Origin of the sequence: Enterobacter sp. Lyrl_3 (assembly GCF_051948675.1) — a bacterium.
Classification (GTDB): domain Bacteria; phylum Pseudomonadota; class Gammaproteobacteria; order Enterobacterales; family Enterobacteriaceae; genus Enterobacter; species Enterobacter cloacae.
In genome coordinates, this window is record NZ_JAYJLI010000027.1 from 1 (window position 1) to 26,113 (window position 26,113).

At 50.6% G+C, this 26,113-nt stretch carries 46 protein-coding genes; 7 read left to right on the top strand and 39 right to left on the bottom strand.

Annotation, left to right across the window (positions count from 1 at the left end; genetic code table 11):
* The first annotated feature begins 255 nt into the window (after positions 1–255).
* On the top strand, positions 256–810 hold the full coding sequence (locus VF709_RS23465) for a gamma carbonic anhydrase family protein (protein ID WP_038420722.1): 555 nt from the start codon (positions 256–258) through the stop codon (positions 808–810).
* Here the strand turns inward: VF709_RS23465 and VF709_RS23470 are convergent.
* From VF709_RS23470 to dprA, 6 genes are read right to left on the bottom strand one after another with little or no spacing between them, the layout of a single operon-like run.
* Positions 786–1,034: a DUF1488 domain-containing protein gene (locus tag VF709_RS23470; protein ID WP_038420723.1), complete on the bottom strand. Its 249-nt coding sequence runs from the start codon at positions 1,032–1,034 to the stop codon at positions 786–788. The two genes, VF709_RS23465 and VF709_RS23470, sit on opposite strands and share 25 nt — an antisense overlap.
* A complete protein-coding gene (aroE, locus tag VF709_RS23475) occupies positions 1,031–1,849 on the bottom strand; it encodes a shikimate dehydrogenase (protein ID WP_038420960.1) in 819 nt (272 codons plus the stop codon). The genes VF709_RS23470 and aroE overlap by 4 nt, the downstream gene beginning before the upstream one ends.
* A 4-nt stretch (positions 1,850–1,853) precedes the next feature.
* A complete protein-coding gene (gene tsaC / locus VF709_RS23480) occupies positions 1,854–2,426 on the bottom strand; it encodes an L-threonylcarbamoyladenylate synthase type 1 TsaC (RefSeq protein ID WP_038420961.1) in 573 nt (190 codons plus the stop codon).
* A complete protein-coding gene (locus VF709_RS23485; RefSeq protein WP_013099010.1) occupies positions 2,419–2,973 on the bottom strand; it encodes a DNA topoisomerase family protein in 555 nt (184 codons plus the stop codon). The genes tsaC and VF709_RS23485 overlap by 8 nt, the downstream gene beginning before the upstream one ends.
* A gap of 26 nt (positions 2,974–2,999) precedes the next feature.
* Complete coding sequence (gene smg / locus VF709_RS23490; protein WP_013099011.1) at positions 3,000–3,473, bottom strand: DUF494 family protein Smg; 474 nt, start codon at positions 3,471–3,473, stop codon at positions 3,000–3,002.
* On the bottom strand, positions 3,445–4,569 hold the full coding sequence (gene dprA, locus VF709_RS23495; RefSeq protein WP_038420725.1) for a DNA-protecting protein DprA: 1,125 nt from the start codon (positions 4,567–4,569) through the stop codon (positions 3,445–3,447). The genes smg and dprA overlap by 29 nt, the downstream gene beginning before the upstream one ends.
* 127 nt (positions 4,570–4,696) lie before the next feature.
* Between dprA and def the strand changes: the two genes are divergently transcribed.
* The 5 genes from def to mscL all read left to right on the top strand — a co-directional run bounded on the left by def (position 4,697) and on the right by mscL (position 9,473).
* Complete coding sequence (def, locus tag VF709_RS23500) at positions 4,697–5,206, top strand: peptide deformylase (RefSeq protein WP_013099013.1); 510 nt, start codon at positions 4,697–4,699, stop codon at positions 5,204–5,206.
* A 25-nt stretch (positions 5,207–5,231) separates the two neighbouring features.
* Positions 5,232–6,179 carry a methionyl-tRNA formyltransferase gene (gene fmt, locus VF709_RS23505; protein ID WP_440232359.1) on the top strand — a complete coding sequence of 316 codons (948 nt, stop codon included), beginning with the start codon at positions 5,232–5,234 and terminating at the stop codon, positions 6,177–6,179.
* Positions 6,180–6,231: 52 nt separating this feature from the next.
* Positions 6,232–7,518, top strand: coding sequence for a 16S rRNA (cytosine(967)-C(5))-methyltransferase RsmB (gene rsmB, locus VF709_RS23510; RefSeq protein ID WP_038420962.1), 1,287 nt, complete (start codon positions 6,232–6,234; stop codon positions 7,516–7,518).
* Between the two features lie 22 nt (positions 7,519–7,540).
* The gene (gene trkA / locus VF709_RS23515) at positions 7,541–8,917 is read left to right on the top strand and encodes a Trk system potassium transporter TrkA (protein ID WP_013099016.1); all 1,377 of its coding nucleotides are present in this window, start codon (positions 7,541–7,543) and stop codon (positions 8,915–8,917) included.
* Positions 8,918–9,062: 145 nt separating this feature from the next.
* On the top strand, positions 9,063–9,473 hold the full coding sequence (gene mscL / locus VF709_RS23520; protein ID WP_038420727.1) for a large-conductance mechanosensitive channel protein MscL: 411 nt from the start codon (positions 9,063–9,065) through the stop codon (positions 9,471–9,473).
* On the opposite strand, the gene VF709_RS23525 is transcribed toward mscL, so the two are convergent.
* The 31 genes from VF709_RS23525 to rpsJ all read right to left on the bottom strand — a co-directional run bounded on the left by VF709_RS23525 (position 9,470) and on the right by rpsJ (position 24,305).
* Positions 9,470–9,685, bottom strand: coding sequence for an alternative ribosome-rescue factor A (locus tag VF709_RS23525; RefSeq protein ID WP_038420728.1), 216 nt, complete (start codon positions 9,683–9,685; stop codon positions 9,470–9,472). The two genes, mscL and VF709_RS23525, sit on opposite strands and share 4 nt — an antisense overlap.
* Positions 9,686–9,742: 57 nt before the next feature.
* Complete coding sequence (gene zntR / locus VF709_RS23530) at positions 9,743–10,168, bottom strand: Zn(2+)-responsive transcriptional regulator (protein ID WP_013099019.1); 426 nt, start codon at positions 10,166–10,168, stop codon at positions 9,743–9,745.
* Positions 10,169–10,170: 2 nt separating this feature from the next.
* The gene (locus VF709_RS23535) at positions 10,171–10,539 is read right to left on the bottom strand and encodes a DUF1992 domain-containing protein (RefSeq protein WP_038420729.1); all 369 of its coding nucleotides are present in this window, start codon (positions 10,537–10,539) and stop codon (positions 10,171–10,173) included.
* A gap of 107 nt (positions 10,540–10,646) precedes the next feature.
* Positions 10,647–11,033, bottom strand: a complete 387-nt coding sequence (gene rplQ / locus VF709_RS23540) for a 50S ribosomal protein L17 (RefSeq protein ID WP_001216372.1) — start codon at positions 11,031–11,033, stop codon at positions 10,647–10,649.
* 40 nt (positions 11,034–11,073) lie between these two features.
* Entirely contained in the window at positions 11,074–12,063 is a 990-nt protein-coding gene (locus VF709_RS23545) for a DNA-directed RNA polymerase subunit alpha (RefSeq protein WP_002919219.1), read from the bottom strand.
* A 25-nt stretch (positions 12,064–12,088) separates the two neighbouring features.
* The gene (gene rpsD / locus VF709_RS23550; protein WP_003863314.1) at positions 12,089–12,709 is read right to left on the bottom strand and encodes a 30S ribosomal protein S4; all 621 of its coding nucleotides are present in this window, start codon (positions 12,707–12,709) and stop codon (positions 12,089–12,091) included.
* Positions 12,710–12,741: 32 nt separating this feature from the next.
* Positions 12,742–13,131, bottom strand: coding sequence for a 30S ribosomal protein S11 (gene rpsK, locus VF709_RS23555; protein ID WP_003031137.1), 390 nt, complete (start codon positions 13,129–13,131; stop codon positions 12,742–12,744).
* Between the two features lie 16 nt (positions 13,132–13,147).
* The gene (rpsM, locus tag VF709_RS23560) at positions 13,148–13,504 is read right to left on the bottom strand and encodes a 30S ribosomal protein S13 (RefSeq protein WP_013099021.1); all 357 of its coding nucleotides are present in this window, start codon (positions 13,502–13,504) and stop codon (positions 13,148–13,150) included.
* A gap of 146 nt (positions 13,505–13,650) precedes the next feature.
* Entirely contained in the window at positions 13,651–13,767 is a 117-nt protein-coding gene (gene rpmJ, locus VF709_RS23565; protein ID WP_000868187.1) for a 50S ribosomal protein L36, read from the bottom strand.
* Between the two features lie 31 nt (positions 13,768–13,798).
* Entirely contained in the window at positions 13,799–15,130 is a 1,332-nt protein-coding gene (gene secY, locus VF709_RS23570; RefSeq protein ID WP_003863305.1) for a preprotein translocase subunit SecY, read from the bottom strand.
* A 7-nt stretch (positions 15,131–15,137) separates the two neighbouring features.
* Entirely contained in the window at positions 15,138–15,572 is a 435-nt protein-coding gene (gene rplO, locus VF709_RS23575; protein WP_013099022.1) for a 50S ribosomal protein L15, read from the bottom strand.
* Between the two features lie 3 nt (positions 15,573–15,575).
* Positions 15,576–15,755 carry a 50S ribosomal protein L30 gene (rpmD, locus tag VF709_RS23580; protein WP_003863301.1) on the bottom strand — a complete coding sequence of 60 codons (180 nt, stop codon included), beginning with the start codon at positions 15,753–15,755 and terminating at the stop codon, positions 15,576–15,578.
* Positions 15,756–15,761: 6 nt separating this feature from the next.
* Positions 15,762–16,262, bottom strand: a complete 501-nt coding sequence (gene rpsE / locus VF709_RS23585; RefSeq protein ID WP_003863299.1) for a 30S ribosomal protein S5 — start codon at positions 16,260–16,262, stop codon at positions 15,762–15,764.
* A 14-nt stretch (positions 16,263–16,276) separates the two neighbouring features.
* Entirely contained in the window at positions 16,277–16,630 is a 354-nt protein-coding gene (rplR, locus tag VF709_RS23590; protein WP_013099023.1) for a 50S ribosomal protein L18, read from the bottom strand.
* Positions 16,631–16,639: 9 nt separating this feature from the next.
* Entirely contained in the window at positions 16,640–17,173 is a 534-nt protein-coding gene (gene rplF, locus VF709_RS23595) for a 50S ribosomal protein L6 (protein WP_013099024.1), read from the bottom strand.
* Between the two features lie 12 nt (positions 17,174–17,185).
* Positions 17,186–17,578, bottom strand: coding sequence for a 30S ribosomal protein S8 (gene rpsH / locus VF709_RS23600; RefSeq protein ID WP_013099025.1), 393 nt, complete (start codon positions 17,576–17,578; stop codon positions 17,186–17,188).
* A 33-nt stretch (positions 17,579–17,611) separates the two neighbouring features.
* A complete protein-coding gene (gene rpsN / locus VF709_RS23605; protein ID WP_013099026.1) occupies positions 17,612–17,917 on the bottom strand; it encodes a 30S ribosomal protein S14 in 306 nt (101 codons plus the stop codon).
* A 14-nt stretch (positions 17,918–17,931) separates the two neighbouring features.
* The gene (gene rplE / locus VF709_RS23610; RefSeq protein ID WP_001096202.1) at positions 17,932–18,471 is read right to left on the bottom strand and encodes a 50S ribosomal protein L5; all 540 of its coding nucleotides are present in this window, start codon (positions 18,469–18,471) and stop codon (positions 17,932–17,934) included.
* A 14-nt stretch (positions 18,472–18,485) separates the two neighbouring features.
* Positions 18,486–18,800 (bottom strand): 50S ribosomal protein L24, encoded by a 315-nt coding sequence (gene rplX / locus VF709_RS23615; protein ID WP_000729185.1) that lies wholly within the window; start codon positions 18,798–18,800, stop codon positions 18,486–18,488.
* Positions 18,801–18,810: 10 nt separating this feature from the next.
* Positions 18,811–19,182 (bottom strand): 50S ribosomal protein L14, encoded by a 372-nt coding sequence (gene rplN / locus VF709_RS23620; RefSeq protein ID WP_002919748.1) that lies wholly within the window; start codon positions 19,180–19,182, stop codon positions 18,811–18,813.
* Between the two features lie 166 nt (positions 19,183–19,348).
* Complete coding sequence (rpsQ, locus tag VF709_RS23625) at positions 19,349–19,603, bottom strand: 30S ribosomal protein S17 (protein WP_008503489.1); 255 nt, start codon at positions 19,601–19,603, stop codon at positions 19,349–19,351.
* Positions 19,603–19,794 (bottom strand): 50S ribosomal protein L29, encoded by a 192-nt coding sequence (gene rpmC / locus VF709_RS23630; RefSeq protein WP_013099027.1) that lies wholly within the window; start codon positions 19,792–19,794, stop codon positions 19,603–19,605. Before rpmC ends, rpsQ begins: the two co-directional genes overlap by 1 nt.
* Positions 19,794–20,204, bottom strand: a complete 411-nt coding sequence (gene rplP, locus VF709_RS23635; protein ID WP_002919759.1) for a 50S ribosomal protein L16 — start codon at positions 20,202–20,204, stop codon at positions 19,794–19,796. Before rplP ends, rpmC begins: the two co-directional genes overlap by 1 nt.
* Positions 20,205–20,216: 12 nt before the next feature.
* Positions 20,217–20,918 (bottom strand): 30S ribosomal protein S3, encoded by a 702-nt coding sequence (gene rpsC / locus VF709_RS23640; protein WP_000529945.1) that lies wholly within the window; start codon positions 20,916–20,918, stop codon positions 20,217–20,219.
* Between the two features lie 17 nt (positions 20,919–20,935).
* Positions 20,936–21,268, bottom strand: a complete 333-nt coding sequence (gene rplV, locus VF709_RS23645; RefSeq protein ID WP_002919773.1) for a 50S ribosomal protein L22 — start codon at positions 21,266–21,268, stop codon at positions 20,936–20,938.
* A 14-nt stretch (positions 21,269–21,282) separates the two neighbouring features.
* Positions 21,283–21,561 carry a 30S ribosomal protein S19 gene (gene rpsS / locus VF709_RS23650; protein ID WP_001138117.1) on the bottom strand — a complete coding sequence of 93 codons (279 nt, stop codon included), beginning with the start codon at positions 21,559–21,561 and terminating at the stop codon, positions 21,283–21,285.
* 16 nt (positions 21,562–21,577) lie between these two features.
* Complete coding sequence (gene rplB, locus VF709_RS23655; RefSeq protein ID WP_000301859.1) at positions 21,578–22,399, bottom strand: 50S ribosomal protein L2; 822 nt, start codon at positions 22,397–22,399, stop codon at positions 21,578–21,580.
* Positions 22,400–22,416: 17 nt separating this feature from the next.
* Positions 22,417–22,719 (bottom strand): 50S ribosomal protein L23, encoded by a 303-nt coding sequence (rplW, locus tag VF709_RS23660; RefSeq protein ID WP_000617546.1) that lies wholly within the window; start codon positions 22,717–22,719, stop codon positions 22,417–22,419.
* The gene (gene rplD, locus VF709_RS23665; protein ID WP_000424395.1) at positions 22,716–23,321 is read right to left on the bottom strand and encodes a 50S ribosomal protein L4; all 606 of its coding nucleotides are present in this window, start codon (positions 23,319–23,321) and stop codon (positions 22,716–22,718) included. The genes rplW and rplD overlap by 4 nt, the downstream gene beginning before the upstream one ends.
* Before the next feature lie 10 nt (positions 23,322–23,331).
* Positions 23,332–23,961 carry a 50S ribosomal protein L3 gene (rplC, locus tag VF709_RS23670; RefSeq protein WP_003863274.1) on the bottom strand — a complete coding sequence of 210 codons (630 nt, stop codon included), beginning with the start codon at positions 23,959–23,961 and terminating at the stop codon, positions 23,332–23,334.
* Between the two features lie 32 nt (positions 23,962–23,993).
* On the bottom strand, positions 23,994–24,305 hold the full coding sequence (gene rpsJ, locus VF709_RS23675; protein WP_001181005.1) for a 30S ribosomal protein S10: 312 nt from the start codon (positions 24,303–24,305) through the stop codon (positions 23,994–23,996).
* A gap of 381 nt (positions 24,306–24,686) precedes the next feature.
* Here rpsJ and VF709_RS23680 point away from each other — a divergent pair, with 381 nt between their 5' ends.
* Positions 24,687–25,160: a prepilin peptidase gene (locus VF709_RS23680; protein ID WP_013099028.1), complete on the top strand. Its 474-nt coding sequence runs from the start codon at positions 24,687–24,689 to the stop codon at positions 25,158–25,160.
* On the opposite strand, the gene bfr is transcribed toward VF709_RS23680, so the two are convergent.
* Together bfr and bfd are read right to left on the bottom strand one after the other, a co-directional pair.
* Complete coding sequence (gene bfr, locus VF709_RS23685; protein ID WP_013099029.1) at positions 25,144–25,620, bottom strand: bacterioferritin; 477 nt, start codon at positions 25,618–25,620, stop codon at positions 25,144–25,146. The genes VF709_RS23680 and bfr overlap by 17 nt on opposite strands.
* Positions 25,621–25,692: 72 nt before the next feature.
* The gene (bfd, locus tag VF709_RS23690) at positions 25,693–25,887 is read right to left on the bottom strand and encodes a bacterioferritin-associated ferredoxin (RefSeq protein WP_008503493.1); all 195 of its coding nucleotides are present in this window, start codon (positions 25,885–25,887) and stop codon (positions 25,693–25,695) included.
* Between the last annotated feature and the right edge of the window lie 226 nt (positions 25,888–26,113).

Consider the following 26,113-nt stretch of genomic DNA (forward strand, 5'->3'; position numbering starts at 1 on the left):
TTTTCAGGATTTTTTCTCTTCAACCGACCGGGTTGTTTGTGAAGTGATTCACATCCGCCGTGTCGATGGAGGCGCATTATAGGGATCCCATTTTTTAGCACAAGTATTTTTTAGATCTTTTTTTCTGACTGATGATTTTCCGCGCTTTTCGCTGAAATCCCGCCCGATCTGCTTAAATATTGACGTATTTTGCCTTGCCTCGATCCAAAAATATGATCAAAGTCTTCTGTATAGCGCTCATCTGTCGAGGTAGATATGTCTGCAGTACTACGTCCGTATAAAGATCTGTTTCCACAAAAAGGCGATCGCGTGATGATCGATGCCAGCAGTGTGGTCATTGGCGATGTCCGAATGGCCAAAGATGTCAGCATCTGGCCGCTCGTTGCGATCAGGGGAGACGTTAACTATGTGGCAATTGGCGCACGCACTAATATTCAGGATGGCAGCGTGCTGCATGTCACCCACAAATCCTCATATAACCCGGACGGCAATCCACTTGTTATAGGAGAAGATGTTACCGTCGGCCATAAAGTCATGCTTCACGGCTGCACTATCGGAAACCGGGTGCTGGTTGGCATGGGATCGATCCTGCTGGATGGTGTCATCGTAAAGGATGATGTGATGATTGGTGCCGGGAGTCTTGTCCCTCAACATAAACGGCTCGAAAGCGGTTATCTCTATTTAGGCAGCCCGGTAAAGCAGATCCGCCCCTTAACAGAAGCGGAAAGAGAAGGTCTGAAATATTCAGCGAATAATTACGTGAAATGGAAAGATGAGTATCTGGATCAGGACAACCAGACCCAACCCTGATCGTCTTCCTGCTGATCGCGGATCAAATCGCTGGCTTCTTCTTCAAGATCCCAGCGATTTTCGCAGAACACCTCTAATGGATTTGAGCCACCAAAGCGGCGCTTGAGCGTTTCACCGCTAATGGCACATGTCAGTTGCATCCCATGCACGAGCACCGGGAAACAGACTGCTTGCTTACTCTCATCCCACTGTTCTCTGTCGGGAAAGTGAATCGCCTGGTTCACGCCGTAAGTTCCTGTTTCAGCTTTTCAATGACAGGTTCGACAGCAGGTAATACACCGTGCCAGAGCAAAACTGCATGCGCAGCCTGCCCCACCAGCATGCCAAGGCCATCAGCCAGCTGTTTCGCGCCGTGTTGTTCACACCAGCTGAGGAAGGGAGTTTTCCCTTTCTGATAAAACATGTCGTAGCAATAGAGGTGGTTGTTTACCAAAGAGGACGGGATCGCCGGTACTTCCCCACCAATGCCGCTGGAGGTGGCATTAATGATAAGATCAAATTCATGGTGGATAAGATCATCAAGAGCCACCGCACTCACGCTGCCAGTATGTGCAAACAACGCCGCCAACGCTTCTGCCCGGGAAAAGGTGCGATTGGTAATGGTCACTGCACAATCCAGTGAAAGGAGCGGTAACAGTACGCCTCGCGATGCCCCACCAGCACCAATCAACAGAACCCGGAACCCGGGTTTGATAAATGAGAGTCTTTCCAGATCGCTAAGTAAGCCGATTCCGTCAGTGTTGTCACCCAGAAGGCGACCATCCTCCAGCCGTTTAAGCGTATTCACGGCACCCGCAAGAGACGCGCGCTCAGTTAATTCATCCGCACGTTCAAAGGCTTCTTCTTTAAAAGGCACCGTCACATTGGCACCTTTACCACCCGCGTCAAAAAAAGCATTCAGGGTGGTAACAAAGGCATCAACAGGTGCCAGCACCCGGCCATAGGGATGATCGATCTGCAGTTGTTCAGCAAACTGCTGATGGATTAACGGCGACTTGCTGTGTGCGATCGGATTACCAAAAACGGCATAGGTTTCCATCATATTACCCCTGGCGAAAACGTTCGCCGGTCAAGGCGTCGCGGATTTCCGACGGATTAAGACGACCTCCGGTTTCACCGACGGCTACCGGGAAGTCATTCCCGAACTGCGCCAGCACCTCTTCGGTGCTACGGCAAGGAGGCTGCCCGGTAAGGTTGGCACTGGTTGAGACCAGCGGTTTACCAAACGCCAGACATAGCTCTACCACCAGCGGATGATCGGTGACACGGACAGCGAGGGAATCGAAACGCCCTGTTAACCAGCGTGGCGTAGTTGGCTGCGCCGGGAAAACAAAGGTCACCGGCCCTGGCCACGCCGAAAAGATGGTATCCCGTTGTGCTGGCGTGAGCATGGAATCATCAATATAAGGTTTAAGCTGCTCATAATTAGCAGCGATCAAAATCAATCCTTTTTCGACAGGTCTCTGTTTTAGCGTAAGTAAGCGATTCACAGCTGTCTCGCTGTCAGGATCGCAACCGACCCCAAAGACAGCTTCTGTTGGATAGGCGATGACTTCTTCATTTTTCAGGACCTCCACTGCGTGCGCAATGGATCCTGTTGGCAGGTTATTATTCACTGATTTCATCCGCCGAAACCGGCTTTCCACATTGTTTACTGGCGCAAAAGCGTTTCATACCTTGCGCCGTTTTCTTCTCTATAAGTAACGGATAATCGCAATGAGGGCAGGTACCCGCTACCGGTTTGAAATTGATAACGAACTGGCATTCAGGATAACGATCGCAGGAATGGAAGGTTTTACCAAAACGAGAACGACGCTGTACCAGTTGTCCGCGCTGGCACTGGGGGCAGGCGATTGCCGTTTCATCTGGCTTATCAATTTGTTCCGTATGTTCACATTCAGGATAGCGACTGCAACCAATGAACATACCAAAACGGCCCTGCCGTAACGCCAGTTCGCCTCCACACTTCGGGCAAAGCTGTCCCTCCAGAATTTTAACGATATGTCCGTCCGCCTGGCTTTTCAGGGGACGAACATAATCACATTCCGGATAGTGTGAACAACCGAGAAACGGACCGTGTTTCCCGGACCGAATGACAAGTTCAGCCCCGCACTGTGGGCAGGGCTCGTTTTTATGCACCGTGAACAGTGCTGATTTGGCCATAACAACTCTTGGTGCTGCACATTGAATTAGTGCAGCATACCTTCATTCACTTCAAAGAGTAATTCTTCCATTTGCTGATAGGCATTTTCACAGCCTGGAATATTAAACAGAACCATCAGGATCACCCACTTGAGGTCATCCAGTTCGAACTCTGCCGTATCCAGCGCCATAACGCGCTCTATCACCATTTCTCTTGTTTCGAGGTTTAGCACCTGAATCTGCTCAAGGAATAAGATGAATCCCCGGCAGCTGGCGTCCAGCCTTTCACACTCTTCAGCGGTATAAATGCGCACAGACAATGGGTCAGAAGCAAGCTGCATCGGTTCGGCAAGGCCTTCCTGATAATCAGCCAGTTTTTCCAGCCACATCAACGCATTATAAATATCTTCCCGTTCAAACCCCGCATCGGTAAGATCCTGTGTCAATTTGTCCTGATCCACTCGCATTTCTGCTTCGTTATGGATGTAAGTCTCAAACAAATACATCAGTACGTCGAACATGGCTTGCCCTCCTCAATCGGACATAGCCGCCGGGTACAGCTGCGATCCACCCTGCTAACTCCAGTTCGAGTAGCTGTGCTACCGTTACTGGCACAGGTTGGCCGGCACGTTCAGCGACAACGTCAACAGGTGTTACCTCATCTCCTACGTTAGCCAGGAGGCTGGGAAATGGCAATGCCACCTTCTCCTGATCTGATGAAAAATGTCGCTTTTCGGGTTCATCTGTTAACCAGTGCAAGCCATATTGCAAATTTTCAAGGATGTCCTCGACGCTCGTCACAGGCGTTGCTCCCTGCTTGATGAGCCAGTGGGGGCCCTCACACCCCGGGTTACCTATCGGGCCAGGTAAGGCAAAGACTTCTCGCCCCTGTTCTAGGGCATACCGTGCCGTAACGAGTGAGCCGCTTCTTAAAGCGGCCTCCACCACCAGCACGCCCAGACTCAGACCGCTGATAATTCGGTTACGACGTGGAAAATTTGCCGGCCAGGGCGGCGCTGACAGCGGGAACTCCGACACAATAGCCCCCTCTGATTCGATAAGCCGTGCAGCCAGAGCCTGATGCCGACGGGGATAAATGCTAAACAGCCCGTTTCCAAGCACCGCGACACTTCGCCCTTTTACAGACAGCGCGGCGTGATGAGCGACGCCGTCAATACCGCAGGCCAGCCCACTGGTGATCGTGAAACCACTTTGTGAAAGTTGTTCGCACAGGATTTTCCCCCATCGCTCACCGTACCAGGATGGCGCGCGGCTACCCACAACCGCCAGTTGAACGGTAATAAGGGCTTCAGGATTGCCTTTAATAAACAATGCGCCGGGGTAGTCAGGGATCGTGCGAAGTAAAGGGGGATAACGAGGATCATCCGCCGTCAGCAGATGATTCTCCGGCTGTTCTAGCCACGCCAGATTTCGTTGCAGTTCATTTTCATCAAGCGCAAAGAACTGTTGAGCCTGTTTTATTGACAGCCCGGCATCTCTGACAACGGCATCATCAATCCTTGTCTGCATAAGTAGTCGCGCTGCCGCTGCGAGCATCTGATCACCACACAGAGAGCCTGTGTGGATTAGCCGTAACCATATCTCCGTGGACGTCATCCTATTCCCTGCCATAAGCAGCCTCTGCAATCATTGCGATTGGTCACGGATGCTGTCAATCGATGGGGGATTTGTCTAGAATAGAGATAGTATTCTTATCAACTCCTGAACACGACTCTGGAAATTTATGGCAGTTTTGCAAGTGTTACATATTCCGGACGAGCGCCTTCGCATCGTCGCTGAACCGGTCAAAGAAGTGAATGCAGAAATTCAGCGTATCGTTGATGATATGTTCGATACCATGTACGCCGAAGAAGGCATTGGCCTTGCGGCAACTCAGGTGGACATTCACAAGCGTATTATCGTGATCGACGTTTCTGAGAATCGCGATGGCCGTCTGGTGCTGATCAACCCTGAGCTGTTGGAAAAGAGCGGTGAAACAGGTATTGAGGAAGGTTGTCTGTCCATTCCTGAACAGCGTGCTTTAGTTCCACGTGCCGAAAAAGTGAAAATTCGCGCCCTGGATCGTGAAGGCAACCCGTTCGAACTGGAAGCAGACGATCTGCTGGCGATTTGTATTCAGCATGAGATGGATCACCTGGTCGGTAAACTGTTTATCGATTACCTCTCACCACTGAAGCAGCAGCGTATTCGTCAGAAAGTAGAAAAACTGGATCGTTTGCGCTCCCGCGCATAACATCCCCCCGGATACAAGGATCATCGTGTCTAAAACACTACGTATTATCTTCGCGGGTACCCCTGATTTTGCAGCGCGTCATCTTGACGCGCTGTTATCTTCTGGCCACCAGGTTGTTGGCGTGTTTACCCAACCGGATCGCCCGGCAGGCCGTGGTAAAAAGCTCATGCCCAGCCCGGTGAAAGTGCTGGCAGAAGAACATGGGTTACCCGTTTACCAGCCCGCATCCTTACGACCTCAGGAAAATCAGCAACTTGTTGCCGATCTCAATGCTGATGTCATGGTGGTGGTGGCTTACGGCTTAATTCTGCCAAAAGCCGTGCTTGATATGCCTCGTTTGGGGTGTGTCAACGTACATGGTTCGTTGCTTCCACGCTGGCGTGGCGCGGCACCGATCCAACGCTCGTTGTGGGCGGGTGATGCTGAAACTGGCGTCACCATCATGAAGATGGATGTAGGTTTAGACACCGGCGACATGCTGTATAAACTGGCCTGTCCAATTACCGCCGACGACACCAGTACCACGCTGTATGACAAACTGGCGGACCTGGGTCCACAAGGACTCATCAAAACCTTGCAGCAGCTTGCTGATAATACGGCTACCCCTGAAGTTCAGGATGAGACTCTGGTGACCTACGCCGAAAAACTCAGCAAAGAAGAGGCGCGGGTCGACTGGTCCCTCTCCGCCGCACAGCTTGAGCGTTGCATTCGCGCCTTTAATCCGTGGCCAATGAGCTGGATGGTGATCGATGAGCAACCTGTTAAAGTCTGGAAAGCATCCGTCATTGAAGGCAATACGTCTGCTGAGCCGGGTACAATTATCGAAGCCAGCAAAAATGGTATCCAGGTGGCAACCTCGGAAGGGATCCTGAATCTGGAATCACTGCAGCCCGCGGGTAAAAAGGCAATGAGTGCTCAGGATCTGTTAAATTCCCGTCGCGAATGGTTTATCCCTGGCTCTCGCCTTGCCTGAGCAAATTTATTCTTAAGGCCCGGTGTTTCCGGGCATTTTTATTTTTACGGTTATGAAAAAACAAAATTTACGCAGTCTGGCGGCACAGGCCGTTGAGCAGGTTGTCGAGCAGGGTCAATCACTGAGTAATGTCCTACCTCCACTGCAGCAAAAAGTGTCCGACAAAGACAAAGCTCTGCTTCAGGAGCTCTGTTTTGGCGTCCTGCGCACCCTTTCTCAGCTTGAATGGCTGATTAATAAGCTGATGTCGCGCCCAATGACCGGTAAGCAGCGTACCGTCCATTATTTGATTATGGTTGGCTTCTATCAGCTTCTTCATACCCGCATCCCACCTCATGCTGCGTTGGCTGAGACGGTAGAAGGTGCTGTCGCGATTAAACGTCCCCAGCTCAAAGGGCTGATCAACGGCGTACTGCGTCAGTTCCAGCGTCAACAGGAAGAACTTCTGGCAGAATTTGCAAAAAGTGAAACCCGTTTCCTTCATCCTGACTGGCTTCTGAATCGCCTCAAAAAAGCGTATCCGCAGCGGTGGCAGGATATTGCTGACGCAAATAATCAACGTCCGCCGATGTGGTTACGCGTTAACCGTAATCATCATACCCGCGATGCATGGCTGGCCTTGCTGGAAGAAGCCGGAATGAGTGGATTCGCGCATGATGCTTATCCTGATGCCGTGCGTTTAGCCTCCCCTGTGCCGGTGCATGCCTTACCCGGATTCGATGAAGGCTGGGTAACCGTTCAGGATGCCTCTGCTCAGGGCTGTATGACATGGCTCGAACCCAAAAATGGCGAACAGATCCTCGACCTGTGTGCCGCGCCTGGGGGCAAAACAACGCATATTCTGGAAGTCGCACCGCAGGCCAGCGTAATGGCTGTGGATGTTGATGAGCAGCGACTTTCGCGTGTCTACGACAACCTTAAGCGTTTAGGTATGAAGGCGCAGGTCAAGCAAGGCGACGGACGTAAGCCCGCAGAATGGTGCGGCGAGACTCAATTCGACCGCATTTTGCTGGATGCTCCTTGCTCGGCAACCGGCGTTATTCGTCGTCACCCGGACATTAAGTGGCTGCGTCGCGACCGTGATATTAAGGAACTTGCGCAGCTGCAATCCGAGATCCTTGACGCTATCTGGCCACACCTGAAGCCTGGCGGAACGCTGGTCTATGCCACCTGTTCCATTCTTCCGGAAGAGAATAGCCAGCAAATTTCAGCCTTCCTTAAACGCACTCCTGGCGCTACGCTGCGCGATACGGGAACACCGGAGCACCCGGGCCAGCAGAACCTGCCCGGCGCTGAAGAGGGTGATGGCTTCTTTTACGCTAAGCTAATCAAAGAGTGATGTTGAGAACAGGTCACGAGATATGAAGATTATCATTCTGGGCGCAGGACAGGTCGGCGGGACGCTGGCGGAAAACCTTGTAGGTGAAAACAACGACATTACGATCGTCGATACCAACGGCGATCGACTGCGCGTTCTGCAGGATAAATTTGACCTTCGCGTTGTGCAGGGGCACGGTTCGCATCCACGTGTCCTCCGTGAAGCCGGTGCTGACGATGCCGATATGTTAGTGGCCGTGACCAGCTCGGATGAGACCAATATGGTCGCTTGTCAGGTGGCCTATTCGCTTTTCAACACGCCTAACCGAATCGCCCGTATCCGCTCCCCGGATTATGTCCGCGATGCGGAAAAACTCTTTAACTCAGAAGCGGTACCAATCGACCACCTTATCGCACCAGAACAACTGGTTATCGATAATATTTATCGCCTGATCGAATATCCCGGCGCACTGCAGGTCGTGAACTTTGCAGAAGGGAAAGTGAGTCTGGCCGTTGTTAAGGCCTATTATGGCGGTCCGTTGATCGGAAACGCGCTGTCTACGATGCGCGAACATATGCCGCATATCGATACCCGCGTCGCAGCCATTTTCCGTCACGACAGACCGATTCGACCTCAGGGCTCGACCATTGTCGAAGCAGGAGATGAAGTCTTCTTCATTGCTGCCTCTCAACATATTCGTGCCGTAATGAGTGAACTTCAGCGCCTCGAAAAGCCCTATAAACGCATCATGCTGGTCGGCGGGGGTAATATCGGCGCAGGTCTCGCTCGCCGTCTGGAAAAAGACTATAGCGTGAAGTTGATCGAGCGCGATCAACAGCGCGCCTCTGAACTTGCTGAAAAACTACAAAACACGATCGTGTTTTATGGCGATGCATCAGATCAGGAATTACTGGCAGAAGAGCATATCGATCAAGTTGATCTGTTTATTGCCGTCACCAACGACGATGAAGCAAATATTATGTCCGCCATGCTCGCCAAGCGCATGGGAGCAAAAAAGGTCATGGTACTTATTCAGCGTCGTGCCTATGTTGACCTGGTGCAGGGGAGCGTAATTGATATTGCGATTTCACCGCAGCAGGCAACGATTTCCGCGCTGTTGAGCCACGTTCGTAAAGCAGATATTGTTGGTGTGTCCTCACTGCGTCGCGGCGTCGCTGAAGCCATTGAAGCTGTCGCTCACGGTGATGAAACCACATCGCGCGTGGTGGGACGCGCCATCGATGAAATTAAGCTGCCACCCGGCACAATTATCGGCGCCGTAGTACGCGGAAATGATGTCATGATTGCCAATGATAATTTGCGCATTGAACAAGGCGATCACGTTATTATGTTCCTGACCGATAAAAAATTTATTACCGACGTCGAACGTTTATTCCAGCCAAGCCCATTCTTCCTGTAATGATTCAGGTGCTCGCGATAGAGCACCTGAGCATTATCCTTCTGATTCCTGTGCCTTTTATTTTCATAACGTTTATTTATCCCCAATGGCAATTAGCTAATCATTTGTTAAACTTATAGTCGTCAGCTGGCACAAGGAGAACATAATGAGTTTTGTTAAAGAATTTCGCGAATTTGCGATGCGCGGAAATGTGGTGGATTTGGCAGTGGGTGTCATTATTGGTGCAGCGTTCGGCAAGATCGTTTCATCTTTAGTGGCTGATATCATCATGCCACCTTTAGGGCTATTAATTGGGGGCATTGATTTCAAACAATTCGCCTTCACGCTTCGGGAAGCACAGGGGGATATCCCGGCAGTGGTGATGCACTATGGCGTGTTTATTCAGAACATATTTGATTTCGTGATCGTCGCGTTTGCCATTTTTATGGCCATCAAGCTTATCAACAAGCTCAACCGTAAAAAAGAAGAGCCTGCTGCGGCGCCCGCTCCTACGAAAGAAGAAGTATTACTGACTGAAATTCGCGATCTGTTAAAAGAGCAGAATAACCGCGTTTAACAGCTAAAAGCAGGAAGGCCAGTGGTAAATAAGCGATTCGCTTGCTTGCCACTGGCCTCCCAGTTACCCCGTTTTGCATGTTTGTTTTTACGCAGATAACTTCCCTTCCCTTTTTTGCTCTTTTCAACTCGCTGTCGAAAAAGCGGGTCGTGAAGCAAAGCCTCAATGGCATTATCTTTAATTTGTCCCTTCGTATGTTGATAGTGACTCATAATTTCTCCTGAGCATGATTAATGTCGAGGGGAGTCTAGACCCGGACTGATAAAAAATCAACAACCCCGGGTTTCTCCACTTGCCCCTTGTTCAAGGGCCTCCAGAATAGAACAATAGACACTGCTGTGAGCCGTACCACAGCACGCATCATTCAACCTTTGCAGAGAGCGCTGCATGGTTTGCAGTTCCTGAATACGCGCTTCAACTTCATCCAGCCTGGCCTGGACAATGCTTTTCGATTCCTGGCAGGTGTGGTGTGCCGGATCGATACGGATCGACAATAACTCACGGATCGAATCCAGCGTGAATCCCAGTTGCCGCGCATAACGAATAAACCGCAGCCGTTGCAGATCGTTGTCGGTATAGAGCCGGAACCCACCTTCGGTTCGCACCTCGTGATCAATCATCTGCTGTTTTTCATAGTAACGGATGGTATCCGGCGTCACGTTAGCAAGCTTTGCAAGTTCACCGATACGATACATGGCTATTCCTCGTTTATTTTCTGCAGCAGTCTTTCACTATACTCGCCATGCAGAAAGTCAGTCGCAATTCCTGCCTGTCGTAGCTTGAGTTCAACCAGAGCCAACCGCCGGCTTAGTTCTCCATGCCGGGGATCGTCTTTCCGTATCCCTTTTAGCAGGTCAGCAAGCTCAATCGCCTCTTTGCGCTGTTCAAGCTCGGGAGGCAGACACCCCGCATTTTTCAGTAAGCGATATCCAGCCCGTAGTTCAGGGGGTATATGCGAATCATCTTCCAGTACTAGCGGTTCACCGCTACCGGACAGGTTATCGAATTCGCCTTTAGTTTGGGCATCGCGAATATGGCGTTCTGCCCACTGGTCGAGCAACCACATCATAAACTCCAGGGGATGAACAAAATTAATACAGATATTGTAGAGAAGTGGGGATAGTGCGGATATAAAAAAACCCGCCGGAGCGGGTTTTTTTACGTTACTGCAGATTACTCTGCAGCAGCTTCTGCTTTCGACTCAGAACGATCAACCAGCTCGATGTAAGCCATCGGAGCGTTGTCGCCTGCGCGGAAGCCACACTTCAGAATGCGAGTGTAACCACCGGCACGGCTCGCGAAACGCGGGCCCAGCTCGTTAAACAGTTTTGCCACGATCTCGTTATCACGAGTACGGGCGAATGCCAGACGACGATTAGCAACGCTGTCAGTCTTGGCAAGAGTAATCAGCGGCTCAACTACACGACGCAGCTCTTTCGCTTTAGGCAGGGTCGTCTTGATGATTTCATGACGAACCAGTGAACCTGCCATGTTGCGGAACATAGCCTGGCGATGGCTGCTGTTGCGGTTCAGTTGACGACCACTCTTACGATGGCGCATGACCTTATCCTTCTCAGTAAAACCTTAACCTGTGATCCGGTTACTCGTCAGCAATGCTTGCTGGTGGCCAGTTTTCCAGGCGCATGCCCAGAGACAGACCACGTGAAGCCAGCACGTCTTTAATCTCAGTAAGAGATTTTTTACCCAGGTTCGGCGTTTTCAGCAACTCAACCTCGGTACGCTGTACCAGATCACCGATATAGTGGATAGCTTCTGCCTTGAGGCAGTTAGCAGAGCGGACAGTCAATTCGAGATCGTCAACAGGGCGCAGCAGGATCGGATCGAATTCTGGTTTCTCTTCTTTCACTTCCGGCTGACGTACATCACGTAAGTCAACGAAAGCTTCCAGTTGTTCTGCCAGGATGGTTGCCGCACGACGAATCGCCTCTTCAGGATCGATTGTGCCATTGGTTTCCATTTCGATGACCAGCTTGTCCAGGTCGGTACGCTGTTCTACACGCGCTGCTTCAACATTGTAGGCAATACGCTCTACAGGGCTGTAGCATGCGTCGACCAGCAGACGGCCGATTGGGCGCTCATCTTCTTCCGAATGAATTCGGGCAGAAGCCGGCACATAACCACGACCGCGCTGAACTTTGATACGCATGCTAATAGCTGCGTTCTCATCGGTCAGGTGGCAGATCACGTGCTGCGGCTTGACGATTTCAACATCACCGTCGTGGGTGATGTCGGCTGCAGTCACAGGGCCAATGCCAGATTTATTCAGAGTAAGAATAACTTCATCTTTACCCTGAACTCTCACCGCCAGCCCTTTCAGGTTGAGCAGGATTTCAAGGATATCTTCCTGAACGCCTTCTTTGGTGCTGTACTCATGAAGTACACCATCAATCTCAACCTCGGTCACCGCGCAACCCGGCATCGATGAGAGCAGAATACGGCGCAGTGCGTTACCCAGAGTATGGCCAAAGCCACGCTCTAAAGGCTCAAGGGTCACCTTGGCGTGCGTCGAACTCACTTGCTCGATATCTACCAGGCGCGGTTTTAGAAACTCTGTCACAGAACCCTGCATTGTGTCCTCTCTTTGGTACTAAGCTTTACTTGGAGTAAAGCTCGACGATCAGGTGTTCGTTAATGTCCGCAGACAGATCAGAACGTTCTGGCTGACGCTTGAACGTACCTTCCATCTTGCCAGCATCAACTTCCAGCCAGGTTGGCTTTTCACGCTGCTCAGCCAGCTCCAGAGCGGCTTTCACGCGAGATTGCTTTTTCGCTTTCTCACGAATGCTAACAACGTCATTCGCTTTAACCTGATAAGAAGCGATGTTAACAACACGACCGTTTACCATGATTGCTTTGTGGCTAACCAGCTGGCGTGATTCAGCACGAGTAGCGCCGAAGCCCATACGGTATACAACGTTGTCCAGACGACCTTCCAGCAGAGCCAGCAGGTTTTCACCTGTGTTGCCTTTCAGACGTGCTGCTTCTTTATAGTAGTTACGGAACTGACGCTCCAGCACACCGTAGATACGGCGAACTTTTTGCTTTTCACGCAACTGCACACCATAGTCAGACAGACGCGGTTTACGCGCACCGTGCTGGCCAGGAGCTTGTTCAATTTTACACTTGGTATCGATCGCGCGAACGCCAGACTTAAGGAATAAGTCGGTGCCCTCACGACGGCTCAGCTTGAGCTTAGGACCCAAATATCTTGCCATTTTCTATCTCCAACTAACCTAAAAAACGAGCGTTATACGCGACGTTTTTTCGGCGGACGACAACCGTTATGAGGGATCGGAGTCACATCAGTAATATTAGTGATGCGGAAACCAGCGGCGTTCAGAGCGCGAACAGTAGATTCACGACCCGGACCCGGACCTTTAACCATAACTTCCAGATTCTTGATGCCGTATTCTTTTACGGCTTCTGCGCAACGCTCTGCTGCAACCTGAGCTGCAAACGGAGTGGATTTGCGAGAACCACGGAAACCGGAACCACCGGCTGTTGCCCAACCCAATGCGTTACCCTGACGATCAGTAATAGTAACGATGGTGTTGTTGAAAGAAGCATGGATATGAGCCACGCCGTCAGAGACTTGTTTTCTTACACGTTTACGTGCACGAATTGGTGCCTTTGCCATTATTCAATCACCCCGATTATTTCTTGATCGGTTTGCGCGGACCCTTACGGGTACGTGCGTTGGTCTTAGTACGCTGACCGCGCACTGGCAGACCACGACGATGACGCAAACCGCGATAGCAACCAAGATCCATCAGGCGCTTGATGCTCATGCTGATTTCACGGCGCAGATCACCTTCAACGACAAATTTGGCAACTTCGTCACGCAGCGTGTCGATTTGTCCTTCAGACAGCTCACTGATCTTAACATCTTCAGCGATACCCGCTGCAGCCAGGATGGCTTTAGAACGGGTCTTGCCGATGCCGTAGATCGAAGTTAATGCGATCACAGCATGTTTCTGATCAGGAATGTTAATGCCTGCTATACGGGCCACTATGCACTCCTACTATTTAATATGTACGCACCATGCTGAAAAGCCCGTTTTCAGGATACTCAAATGGAAACGTACAGACATACAAAAGATTGGCTGGCTAATCTAGCCAGCTCAACCCAACTTTGCAAGAAAAATATGCGAAATAATCAGCCTTGGCGCTGTTTATGCTTCGGCTCGGCACTGCAAATCACACGGATGACACCATCACGCTTAACGATTTTGCAGTTACGGCATAATTTCTTGACGGAAGCACGAACTTTCATTTTTACTCTCCGTAACTTCTCAGGCGACCAATTAGCGGCCGTAGCCTTTCAGGTTCGCCTTCTTCAATGCAGACTCATACTGACTGGACATCATCAGAGTTTGCACTTGAGCCATAAAGTCCATAATCACGACAACAACGATAAGCAGTGAGGTCCCACCGAAGTAGAACGGTACTTTCATTGCATCACGCATGAACTCCGGGATCAGGCAGATAAAAGTAATATAAAGCGCACCAACCAAAGTCAGGCGAGTCATTACTTTATCGATATACTTCGCCGTTTGCTCTCCCGGACGAATTCCTGGTACAAATGCACCGGACTTCTTCAGGTTATCTGCTGTTTCACGCGGGTTGAAGACCAACGCCGTGTAGAAGAAACAGAAGAAGATGATCGCAGACGCATAGAGTAACACATAAAGTGGTTGCCCAGGCTGCAAATACAGCGAAATTGTTGTCAGCCAGTTCCAACCAGTACCGCCCCCGAACCATGACGCGATGGTTGCCGGGAACAGAATAATACTGGAAGCGAAAATCGCCGGGATTACCCCTGCCATATTCACTTTCAGCGGCAAATGTGTGCTCTGTGCAGCATAGACACGACGACCCTGCTGACGTTTCGCGTAGTTCACCACAATACGGCGTTGACCACGTTCAACGAAGACAACAAAGAACGTCACTGCAAATACTAATACTGCAACCAACAGCAACAGGAGGAAGTGCAGGTCGCCTTGACGCGCTTGCTCGATAGTATGGGCGATGGCTGGCGGGAGACCCGCAACAATACCGGCGAAGATAATGATTGAGATACCGTTACCGATACCACGTTCAGTAATCTGTTCGCCGAGCCACATCAGGAACATTGTCCCTGTGACCAGACTAACAACAGCGGTGAAATAGAATGCAAAGCCTGGGTTTAAGACCAGGCCCTGCATACCAGGCATATTCGGAAGACCGGTAGCAATACCGATCGACTGGAATATTGCCAGCACCAGAGTACCGTAGCGGGTGTACTGACTAATCTTACGACGTCCAGACTCCCCTTCTTTCTTCAGTTCTGCCAGGGCCGGATGAACGACCGTCAGCAGCTGGATAATAATGGATGCCGAAATATACGGCATAATACCCAGCGCGAAGATAGAAGCACGGCTGAGAGCACCACCAGAGAACATGTTAAACATTTCAATGATGGTGCCTCGCTGTTGCTCAAGCAGTTTGGCAAGTACAGCGGCATCGATACCAGGGATCGGAATAAAAGAGCCAATACGGAACACAATCAGCGCGCCGATTACAAACAGCAGTCTGCGTTTCAGCTCACCAAATCCACCTTTGGCACTTTGAAAATCTAATCCCGGTTGCTTAGCCATCTGCTACTTATTCCTCAATTTTACCGCCAGCAGCTTCGATAGCAGCACGAGCACCTTTAGTAACACGCAGGCCACGAACAGTTACCGGAGTAGAAACTTCACCAGCCAGGATCACTTTCGCGAACTCGATCTGGATACCGATAATGTTAGCTGCTTTCAGCGTGTTCAGGTCTACAACGCCGCCTTCAACTTTCGCCAGGTCAGACAGACGGACTTCCGCTGTGATCGCTGCTTTGCGAGAAGTGAAGCCGAACTTCGGCAGACGACGGTACAGTGGCATCTGGCCACCCTCGAAACCGCGACGTACGCCACCGCCAGAACGAGAGTTCTGACCTTTGTGACCACGACCACCGGTTTTGCCGAGGCCAGAACCGATACCACGACCCAGGCGTTTACCCGCCTTTTTAGAGCCTTCGGCCGGAGACAGAGTATTTAAACGCATCTCTTACTCCTCAACTTTAACCATGAAGTAAACCGCGTTGACCATACCGCGAACAGCAGGAGTATCCTCGCGCTCAACGGTATGACCAATACGACGCAGACCCAGGCCAAGCAGCGTTGCCTTGTGTTTCGGCAGACGACCGATTGCACTGCGGGTTTGAGTGATTTTAATAGTCTTTGCCATGGTCAATTACCCCAGAATTTCTTCAACGGATTTACCACGCTTGGCAGCGACCATTTCTGGAGAATTCATATTTTCCAGGCCATCAATAGTTGCACGAACCACGTTGATCGGGTTGGTGGAACCGTATGCTTTAGCCAGAACGTTATGAACCCCAGCAACTTCCAGAACGGCGCGCATTGCACCACCGGCGATGATACCGGTACCTTCTGAAGCTGGCTGCATGAATACACGAGAACCCGTGTGAACACCTTTAACTGGGTGCTGCAGGGTGCCGTTGTTCAGCGCGACGTTAATCATATTGCGACGGGCTTTTTCCATCGCTTTCTGGATCGCTGCTGGAACTTCACGCGCTTTACCGTAACCAAAACCAACGCGACCGTTACCATCGCCAACTACAGTCAGAGCTGTGAAGGAGAAAATACGACCACCTTTAACGGTTTTAGATACGCGGTTTACCGCGATCAGCTTTTCCTGCAGTTCGCCAGCTTGTTTTTCGATGTGAGCCATCTTACACCTCTACCTTAGAACTGAAGGCCAGCTTCACGGGCAGCATCTGCCAGTGCCTGGACACGACCATGATATTGGAACCCGGAACGGTCAAAGGATACATTGCTGATGCCTTTTTCCAGAGCGCGTTCAGCAACAGCTTTACCTACAGCTGCAGCAGCGTCTTTGTTACCGGTGTACTTCAATTGTTCTGCGATAGCTTTTTCTACAGTAGAAGCAGCTACCAGAACTTCAGAACCGTTCGGTGCAATTACCTGTGCGTAAATGTGACGCGGGGTACGATGTACCACCAGGCGAGTTGCACCCAGCTCTTTGAGCTTGCGGCGTGCGCGGGTCGCACGACGGATACGAGCAGATTTCTTATCCATAGTGTTACCTTACTTCTTCTTAGCCTCTTTGGTACGCACGACTTCGTCGGCGTAACGAACACCCTTGCCTTTATAAGGCTCAGGACGACGGTAGGCGCGCAGATCTGCTGCAACCTGGCCAATCAGCTGTTTATCAGCGCCTTTCAGCACGATCTCAGTCTGAGTTGGACATTCTGCAGTGATACCGGCCGGCAGCGGATGCTCAACAGGGTGAGAGAAGCCCAGAGACAGGCCTACTGCATTCCCTTTGATCGCTGCACGATAACCTACACCAACCAGCTGCAGCTTCTTAGTGAAGCCTTCGGTAACACCGATAACCATTGAGTTCAGCAGGGCACGCGCGGTACCAGCCTGAGCCCAGCCGTCTGCGTAACCATCACGCGGACCGAAGGTCAGAGCATTATCTGCATGTTTAACTTCAACAGCATCGTTGAGAGTACGAGTCAGCTCGCCGTTTTTACCTTTGATCGTAATAACCTGACCGTTGATTTTTACATCAACGCCGGCAGGAACAACGACCGGTGCTTTAGCAACACGAGACATTTTTTCCTCCGATTAGGCTACGTAGCAGATAATTTCGCCGCCAAGACCAGCCTGGCGCGCTGCACGATCAGTCATAACACCTTTAGAGGTAGAAACAACTGCGATACCCAGACCGGCCATAACTTTTGGCAGCTCATCTTTTTTCTTATAGATGCGCAGACCTGGGCGGCTGACACGCTGAATGCTTTCTACAACAGCTTTACCCTGGAAGTACTTAAGAGTCACTTCCAGTTCCGGCTTGGTGTCGCCTTCAACTTTAAAATCTTCAATAAAACCTTCGTCCTTCAGCACGTTGGCGATTGCCACTTTCAGCTTGGAGGAAGGCATGGTGACCGCAGCTTTATTCGCGGCCTGACCGTTACGGATACGGGTCAGCATATCCGCGATCGGATCTTGCATGCTCATCTGTCTTTACTCCCGTGATTCAATTGGTGACAATTACCAGCTAGCCTTTTTCAAGCCTGGCACTTCACCGCGCATGGCGGCTTCACGCAGCTTAATACGGCTCAACCCGAACTTGCCCACATAACCATGTGGACGACCTGTTTGACGGCAGCGGTTACGCTGACGAGACGGGCTGGAATCACGCGGCAGAGTTTGCAGCTTGAGAACTGCGTTCCAACGATCTTCGTCGGAAGCGTTCACATCAGAGATGATCGCTTTCAGTTCAGCGCGTTTAGCGAAGAATTTATCAGCTAAAGCTACGCGTTTTACTTCGCGTGCTTTCATTGATTGCTTAGCCATTCAGTAACCCTACCTTACTTGCGGAACGGGAAGTCAAAGGCAGCCAGCAGAGCACGGCCTTCTTCGTCAGATTTCGCAGTAGTGGTAATGGTAATATCCAAACCACGCACGCGGTCGACTTTATCGTAGTCGATTTCTGGGAAGATGATCTGCTCACGGACACCCATGCTGTAGTTACCACGACCGTCGAATGACTTAGCGGACAGGCCACGGAAGTCACGGATACGAGGTACAGCAATAGTGATCAGGCGCTCAAAGAACTCCCACATGCGTTCGCCACGCAGAGTTACTTTACAGCCGATCGGATAGCCCTGACGGATTTTGAAGCCTGCAACTGATTTGCGTGCTTTGGTGATCAGCGGTTTTTGACCGGAGATTGCTGTCAGGTCAGCTGCTGCGTTATCCAGCAGTTTCTTGTCAGCGATCGCTTCACCAACACCCATGTTCAGGGTGATCTTCTCGACCCGAGGGACTTGCATGACAGAATTGTAGTTAAACTCAGTCATGAGTTTCTTAACTACTTCGTCTTTGTAGTAATCATGCAGTTTCGCCATCGTACTACTCCAAATTACTTGATAGTTTCGCTGTTAGACTTGAAGAAACGGACTTTTTTGCCGTCTTCGAATCTAAAGCCTACACGGTCAGCCTTGCCGGTTGCCGCATTGAAGATTGCAACGTTAGAAACCTGAATAGCAGCTTCTTTTTCAACGATGCCGCCTGGTTGGTTCAGGGCCGGAACCGGCTTCTGATGTTTCTTAACCAGGTTGATACCTTCAACAATGACCTTGCCGGAAGACAGGACATTTTTTACTTTACCGCGTTTACCTTTATCTTTACCGGTTAACACGATAACTTCGTCATCACGACGGATTTTCGCTGCCATGATTCGCTCCTTAGAGTACTTCTGGTGCCAGAGAGATAATTTTCATGAACTTCTCAGTACGAAGTTCACGAGTTACCGGCCCAAAGATACGCGTGCCGATTGGCTGCTCGCTGTTATTGTTCAAAATAACGCATGCATTACCATCGAAGCGAATGACAGAACCGTCAGGGCGACGAACACCCTTCTTGGTGCGCACCACTACCGCTTTCAGCACATCACCTTTTTTGACCTTACCACGTGGAATTGCTTCTTTGATGGTGATCTTGATGATGTCGCCTACGCCTGCGTAGCGACGGTGCGAGCCACCCAGAACCTTGATACACATTACGCGACGTGCACCGGAGTTGTCGGCGACGTTCAGCATAGTCTGTTCTTGGATCATTTTAGTGCTCCGCTAATGTCAACTACTACCTGAGACTCTAAAATCAGAGCCGTTAAAAAGCCCCATATCGAGGGCGCGGCATTATAACACCGCTTCTGCAATATGGGTAGAAAAAATAAACGGCTCATCGCTGAGCCGTTTATTCGTATCGAGAACGGGTACTGTATTACAGAACCGCTTTCTCTACAACGCGAACCAGCGTCCAGGACTTAGTCTTGGACAGTGGACGGCATTCACGGATTTCAACCTTGTCGCCGATACCACATTCGTTGTTCTCGTCATGTACGTGCAGTTTGGTCGTACGCTTGATGAATTTACCGTAGATCGGGTGTTTCACAATGCGTTCGATAGCAACAACGATGGATTTCTCCATTTTGTCGCTAACAACACGACCTTGCAGAGTACGGATTTTATCGGTCATTACGCACCCGCCTTCTCAGTCAGTAAAGTCTTAACGCGTGCAACATTGCGACGCACTTGCTTCAGCAGGTGGGTCTGTTGCAGCTGGCCACTTGCAGCCTGCATACGCAGGTTGAACTGCTCGCGCAGCAGGTTCAGCAGCTCAGCGTTCAGCTCTTCAACGCTCTTTTCACGCAGCTCTTTTGCTTTCATTACATCACCGTCTTAGTTACAAAGGTGGTTTTGATAGGCAGTTTCGCTGCTGCCAGGCCGAAGGCTTCACGGGCCAGCTCTTCCGGAACACCGTCCATTTCATACAGGACTTTGCCCGGTTGGATCAAGGCAACCCAGTACTCCACGTTACCTTTACCTTTACCCATACGAACTTCCAGCGGCTTCTCGGTGATCGGTTTGTCCGGGAATACACGGATCCAGATCTTACCTTGACGCTTAACTGCACGGGTCATTGCACGACGTGCTGCTTCGATCTGACGTGCAGTCAGACGACCACGGCCAACAGCTTTCAGACCGAAAGTGCCGAAGCTAACATCCGTACCCTGCGCCAGACCACGGTTGCGGCCTTTGTGCACTTTACGGAATTTTGTACGCTTTGGTTGTAACATCAGCGACGCTCCTTATTTACGGCCTTTACGCTGCTGCTTTTTAGGTTGAGCAGCCGGTTTTTCCGGTTGTTCAACAGCAGCCATACCACCCAGGATCTCACCTTTGAAGATCCATACCTTAACGCCGATTACACCGTAAGTGGTGTGCGCTTCAGAGGTGTTGTAGTCGATGTCAGCACGCAGAGTGTGCAGCGGTACGCGACCTTCACGGTACCATTCGGTACGTGCGATTTCCGCGCCGCCCAGACGGCCGCTAACTTCAACTTTGATACCTTTAGCGCCCAGACGCATTGCGTTCTGTACAGCACGCTTCATAGCACGACGGAACATAACACGACGTTCCAGCTGAGAAGTGATGCTGTCAGCAACCAATTTAGCGTCCAGTTCAGGCTTACGAACTTCAGCGATATTGATCTGTGCAGGAACGCCAGCGATATCCGCTACGACCTTGCGCAGTTTTTCTACGTCTTCGCCTTTCTTACCGATAACGATGCCAGGGCGAGCAGTGTGAATAGTCACACGGATGCTCTTAGCTGGACGCTCGATAACGATACGAGATACAGACGCTTTAGCCAGTTCCTTCGTCAGGTACTGACGTACTTTAAAATCGCTGTCCAGGTTGTCAGCGAATTCTTTGGTGTTCGCAAACCAGGTAGAGTTCCATGGTTTTACAATACCCAGGCGAATACCATTAGGATGTACTTTCTGACCCATTGCTAGTCTCCAGAGTCTCAGCGATCGGACACAACCACAGTAATGTGGCTGGTGCGCTTCAGGATGCGATCTGCACGACCTTTCGCACGCGGCATAATGCGCTTCATGCTTGGGCCTTCATCTACGAAAATTTTCGCGACTTTCAGATCGTCGATGTCAGCGCCATCGTTGTGTTCAGCGTTAGCAATGGCAGATTCCAGTACTTTCTTGACCAATACCGCAGCTTTCTTGTTGGTATAGGTCAGGATGTCCAGGGCCTGCGACACTTTCTTACCGCGAATCAGGTCAGCAACAAGGCGAACCTTCTGTGCAGAAGAACGAGCATGGCGATGTTGAGCTAAAGTTTCCATCTCTTCCTCCTACCTTATTTCTTCTTCGCTTTTTTATCAGCAGCGTGGCCGCGATAAGTACGAGTCGGTGCGAATTCACCCAGTTTGTGACCAACCATTTCGTCGGTAACAAAGACTGGAACGTGCTGACGACCATTATGGACAGCGATGGTCAAACCGATCATGTTAGGAAAGATCGTTGAACGACGGGACCAAGTGCGCAGGGGCTTCTTGTCTCCGCTTTCCACCGCTTTCTCTACCTTCTTCAGCAAGTGCAGGTCAATAAAAGGACCTTTCTTGAGAGAACGTGGCATGGCTTATCCTCTAAAATTATTTGCTACGGCGACGTACGATAAATTTATCAGTACGCTTGTTGCTGCGGGTCTTCTTACCTTTGGTCTGAACGCCCCACGGAGTTACCGGGTGCTTACCAAAGTTACGACCTTCACCACCACCATGTGGGTGATCTACTGGGTTCATCGCAGTACCGCGAACGGTAGGACGAACACCACGCCAGCGTGCAGCACCAGCTTTACCCAGAACGCGCAGCATATGCTCAGCATTGCCAACTTCGCCCAGAGTAGCGCGGCAGTCTGCTTCGACTTTACGCATTTCACCAGAACGCAGACGCAGGGTGACATAAGCACCGTCACGCGCAACGATCTGAACGTAAGTACCCGCGGAACGCGCCAGCTGACCGCCTTTACCTGGTTTCATTTCTACGTTATGAACGGTAGAACCAACCGGGATATTGCGCATCGGCAGGGTGTTGCCTGCTTTGATTGCAGCATCAACGCCAGACTGAATCTGGTCGCCAGCTTTCAGGCCTTTAGGGGCCAGGATGTAACGGCGTTCGCCATCTTTGTACAGAACCAGCGCGATGTTCGCGGAACGGTTCGGATCGTACTCAAGACGCTCAACAACTGCTGGGATACCGTCTTTGTTGCGTTTGAAGTCAACAATACGATAAGCCTGCTTGTGGCCACCACCGATGTGACGAGTGGTGATACGGCCATTGTTGTTACGACCACCGGATTTGCTGTTTTTTTCCAGCAACGGAGCAAAAGGTTTGCCCTTGTGCAGCTCAGGGTTAACCACTTTAACTACGTGGCGACGACCCGGAGATGTCGGTTTACATTTAACAACTGCCATTGTATTACTCCTCCGACTTACTCAGCGCCGCCAACGAAGTCCAGGTTCTGGCCTTCTTTCAGGGTGACGTAAGCTTTTTTCCAGTCGCTACGACGACCGATACGCTGTCCGTGACGTTTAACTTTCCCTTTAACTACCAGGGTGTTAACGACTTCGACTTCGACTTCAAACAGTTTCTGCACAGCAGCTTTGATCTCTGCTTTGGTCGCGTCTTTAGCAACTTTGAGAACGATGGTGTTTGTTTTTTCCATCGCAGTAGACGCTTTTTCAGAAACGTGCGGTGCGCGCAGCACCTTCAGCAGACGTTCTTCACGAATCATGCCAGCATCTCCTCAACTTGCTTAACAGCATCAGCAGTCATTACGACTTTGTCGAAGGCGATCAGGCTAACCGGGTCGATACCAGTCGCGTCGCGTACGTCAACCTTGTGCAGGTTGCGCGCGGCCAGGAACAGGTTCTCGTCCAGCTCACCGGTGATGATCAGCACATCTTCCAGAGCCATGTCTTTCAGTTTCTGTGCCAGCAGCTTAGTTTTAGGCGCTTCTACAGAGAACTTCTCGACAACGATCAGACGATCCTGACGTACCAGTTCGGACAGGATGCTTTTCAGCGCGCCGCGGTACATCTTTTTGTTAACTTTTTGACTGTGGTCCTGTGGACGCGCAGCGAAGGTCACGCCACCTGAACGCCAGATCGGGCTCTTGATAGAACCTGAACGCGCACGGCCGGTACCTTTCTGGCGCCATGGCTTTTTGCCAGAACCAGTTACTTCAGCACGAGTCTTCTGAGCACGAGTACCCTGACGAGCACCAGCTGCATAAGCAACAACAACCTGGTGAACCAGCGCTTCGTTGAAATCACGACCGAAGGTAGTTTCGGAAACAGTCAGCGCGCTCTGCGCGTCTTTCAATACTAATTCCATTGCTATCCCCTTACGCCTTCACAGCTGGTTTAACGATCAGGTCGCTACCGGTTGCACCCGGGACCGCACCTTTAACCAGCAGCAGGTTGCGCTCAGCGTCAACACGTACTACGTCCAGGCTCTGAACAGTTACACGTTCGTTGCCCAGCTGACCTGCCATTTTCTTGCCTTTGAACACTTTGCCCGGAGTCTGGTTCTGACCGATAGAACCCGGAACACGGTGAGACAAGGAGTTACCGTGAGTAGCATCCTGGGTACGGAAGTTCCAGCGCTTAACGGTACCAGCAAAACCTTTACCTTTAGAGGTACCGGTTACGTCAACTTTTTTAACGTCAGCAAACAGCTCAACGCTAATGTCCTGACCTACGGTGAACTCTTCGCCTTCAGCAAGACGGAATTCCCACAGACCACGGCCAGCTTCAACGCCAGCTTTAGCGAAGTGACCCGCTTCTGGTTTGGTTACACGGTTAGCTTTTTTAGCACCAGTGGTAACCTGAATAGCGCGGTAGCCATCGTTAGCCAGATCTTTAACCTGAGTAACGCGGTTTGCTTCAACTTCGATTACGGTTACTGGGATAGAAACGCCATCTTCAGTGAAGATGCGGGTCATACCCACTTTTTTACCGACTAAACCAATCATTGTTTCAACCTCTCAATCGCTCGATGACCTGATTAACCCAGGCTGATCTGCACGTCTACACCGGCAGCCAGATCCAGACGCATCAGAGCATCAACGGTTTTCTCAGTTGGCTCAACGATGTCAACCAGACGCTTGTGAGTGCGGATTTCGTACTGATCACGCGCGTCTTTGTTAACGTGCGGGGAGATCAGAACGGTGAAGCGCTCTTTGCGGGTCGGCAGCGGGATCGGACCACGGACTTGCGCACCAGTGCGCTTAGCAGTCTCGACGATTTCCGCGGTTGATTGATCGATCAGACGATGATCAAACGCTTTAAGGCGGATACGGATTCTTTGGTTCTGCATGAGACCAGAGCTCCAATTATTTTATAAACGAAAATGATTACTCCTCAAACCCATTACGATTGATGGGAGAGTGTAACCGTTCTTACGTAGCTCCCCAATTGGGAGCATTGTTGAGTAACAAAATGAGTCACTCCGGTTCAGATTGAACCCGCCGTCAATTACGACAAGCCCGCGCATTATACGTAAATCTGGGCAAGACGCAAGTGCCGTTTAGAATTTAAGCGCTAAAGGTGTACCTTGCGTAAGGCCTCGCACTATTTTCTGCAATCCGTCCCCTTTCTTCTGTTCTTATGAAACCACTACGCAATTACATTTTTTGGCTATTGCCAGGCATTCGTGGTGTGGAGAGTATGCGCTGAAATTCACCTTGAGGTTTCGTTCATGCTTACTCTCCTCCCCTTCCTGCTCATCTATTTTGTTCTCTCAGGTTTACTGGTGCGTGAAGATATTCGCTCAGGCATTCTCCCTGATAAATATCTCTGTCCCCTGTTATGGGCTGGTTTGCTCTATCAACTCTGTCTTCACCCTGATTTTCTGCCTGGCGCAGTGGTCGGGGCGATGGCAGGGTATGTCGGCTTTGCCATGATCTACTGGGGTTATCGGCTAATATTTCGCCGTGAAGGGATGGGCTATGGCGATGTGAAGTATCTTTCGGCACTCGGTGCATGGCATGGTTGGTGCGTGTTGCCCGAACTGGCACTGGTTGCCGCACTATTGGCGCTGCTCTACCTTCTTATGACTTCGTTGTTCAACCCTGCCAGACGGACATTAAAAAACCCACTGCCTTTTGGGCCATTTCTGGCGGCAGCGGGTTTATGCGTAGGTTGGCAGACGCTGGTTAATCTTCCACTTTAATCTGCGACTGGAGATAGTTTTGCAGGCCAATTTTGCCAATGAGATCCAGCTCGGTTTCCAGCCAGTCGATATGCCCTTCTTCATCGGCCAGAATCTGGATCATCATATCGCGGCTAACGTAGTCATGGACGCTGTCTGCGTAGGCAATAGCTTCGCGAAGGTCTTTTGCGCCTTCAAGTTCAAGTCTGAGATCGGATCGCAGCATCTCTTCAACATCTTCACCGATGCCGAGTTTACCGAGGTCCTGCAGGTTGGGGATGCCTTCGAGAAATAAAATACGCTCGATATATTTATCGGCATGTTTCATCTCATCGATGGATTCGTGATACTCAACGTCGTTGAGGCGCATGAGGCCCCAGTTTTTAAACATTCTCGCATGGAGAAAATACTGATTGATTGCGACAAGCTCATTTCCCAATAATTTATTGAGATAACTTATGATTTTAACATCACCTTTCATTATATAGTCCCTCCGCTTCCACTCATTGAAGCGTAGATCGGGCTACAGGGATGTCAAAAAAAAGATGGGCGCTTACGCGATCTCTTTGTATTCCGGGATCTGCATCAGTTCATCCTGCATGATTTCACGCGCTGCGCGTACGCATTTACCGCATTGATTTCCCACTGGAACAAACTTGCGAAGTTGCTGGAAGGACTGTGGCTGAAACTGGCGAACGGCCTGACGTATTTTTTTGTCACTCACACCATTACATAAACAAACGTACATAAAGACTCCCGTTCAAAATATGCGCAAAGTGTAAGTGAGAATGGTTATGATTACAATAGCACAAACGCCAGTATACGGGGCGGGAGCAAACAAAAAATGCGAAAATTTGTGACAAGTACACACGCTAAGAAAACAAAAAAGGACGCCGAAGCGTCCTTTTTTTTATTCGGGGATAATTAATTAGCCCAGAACTTTAGCAACAACGCCCGCGCCAACGGTACGGCCG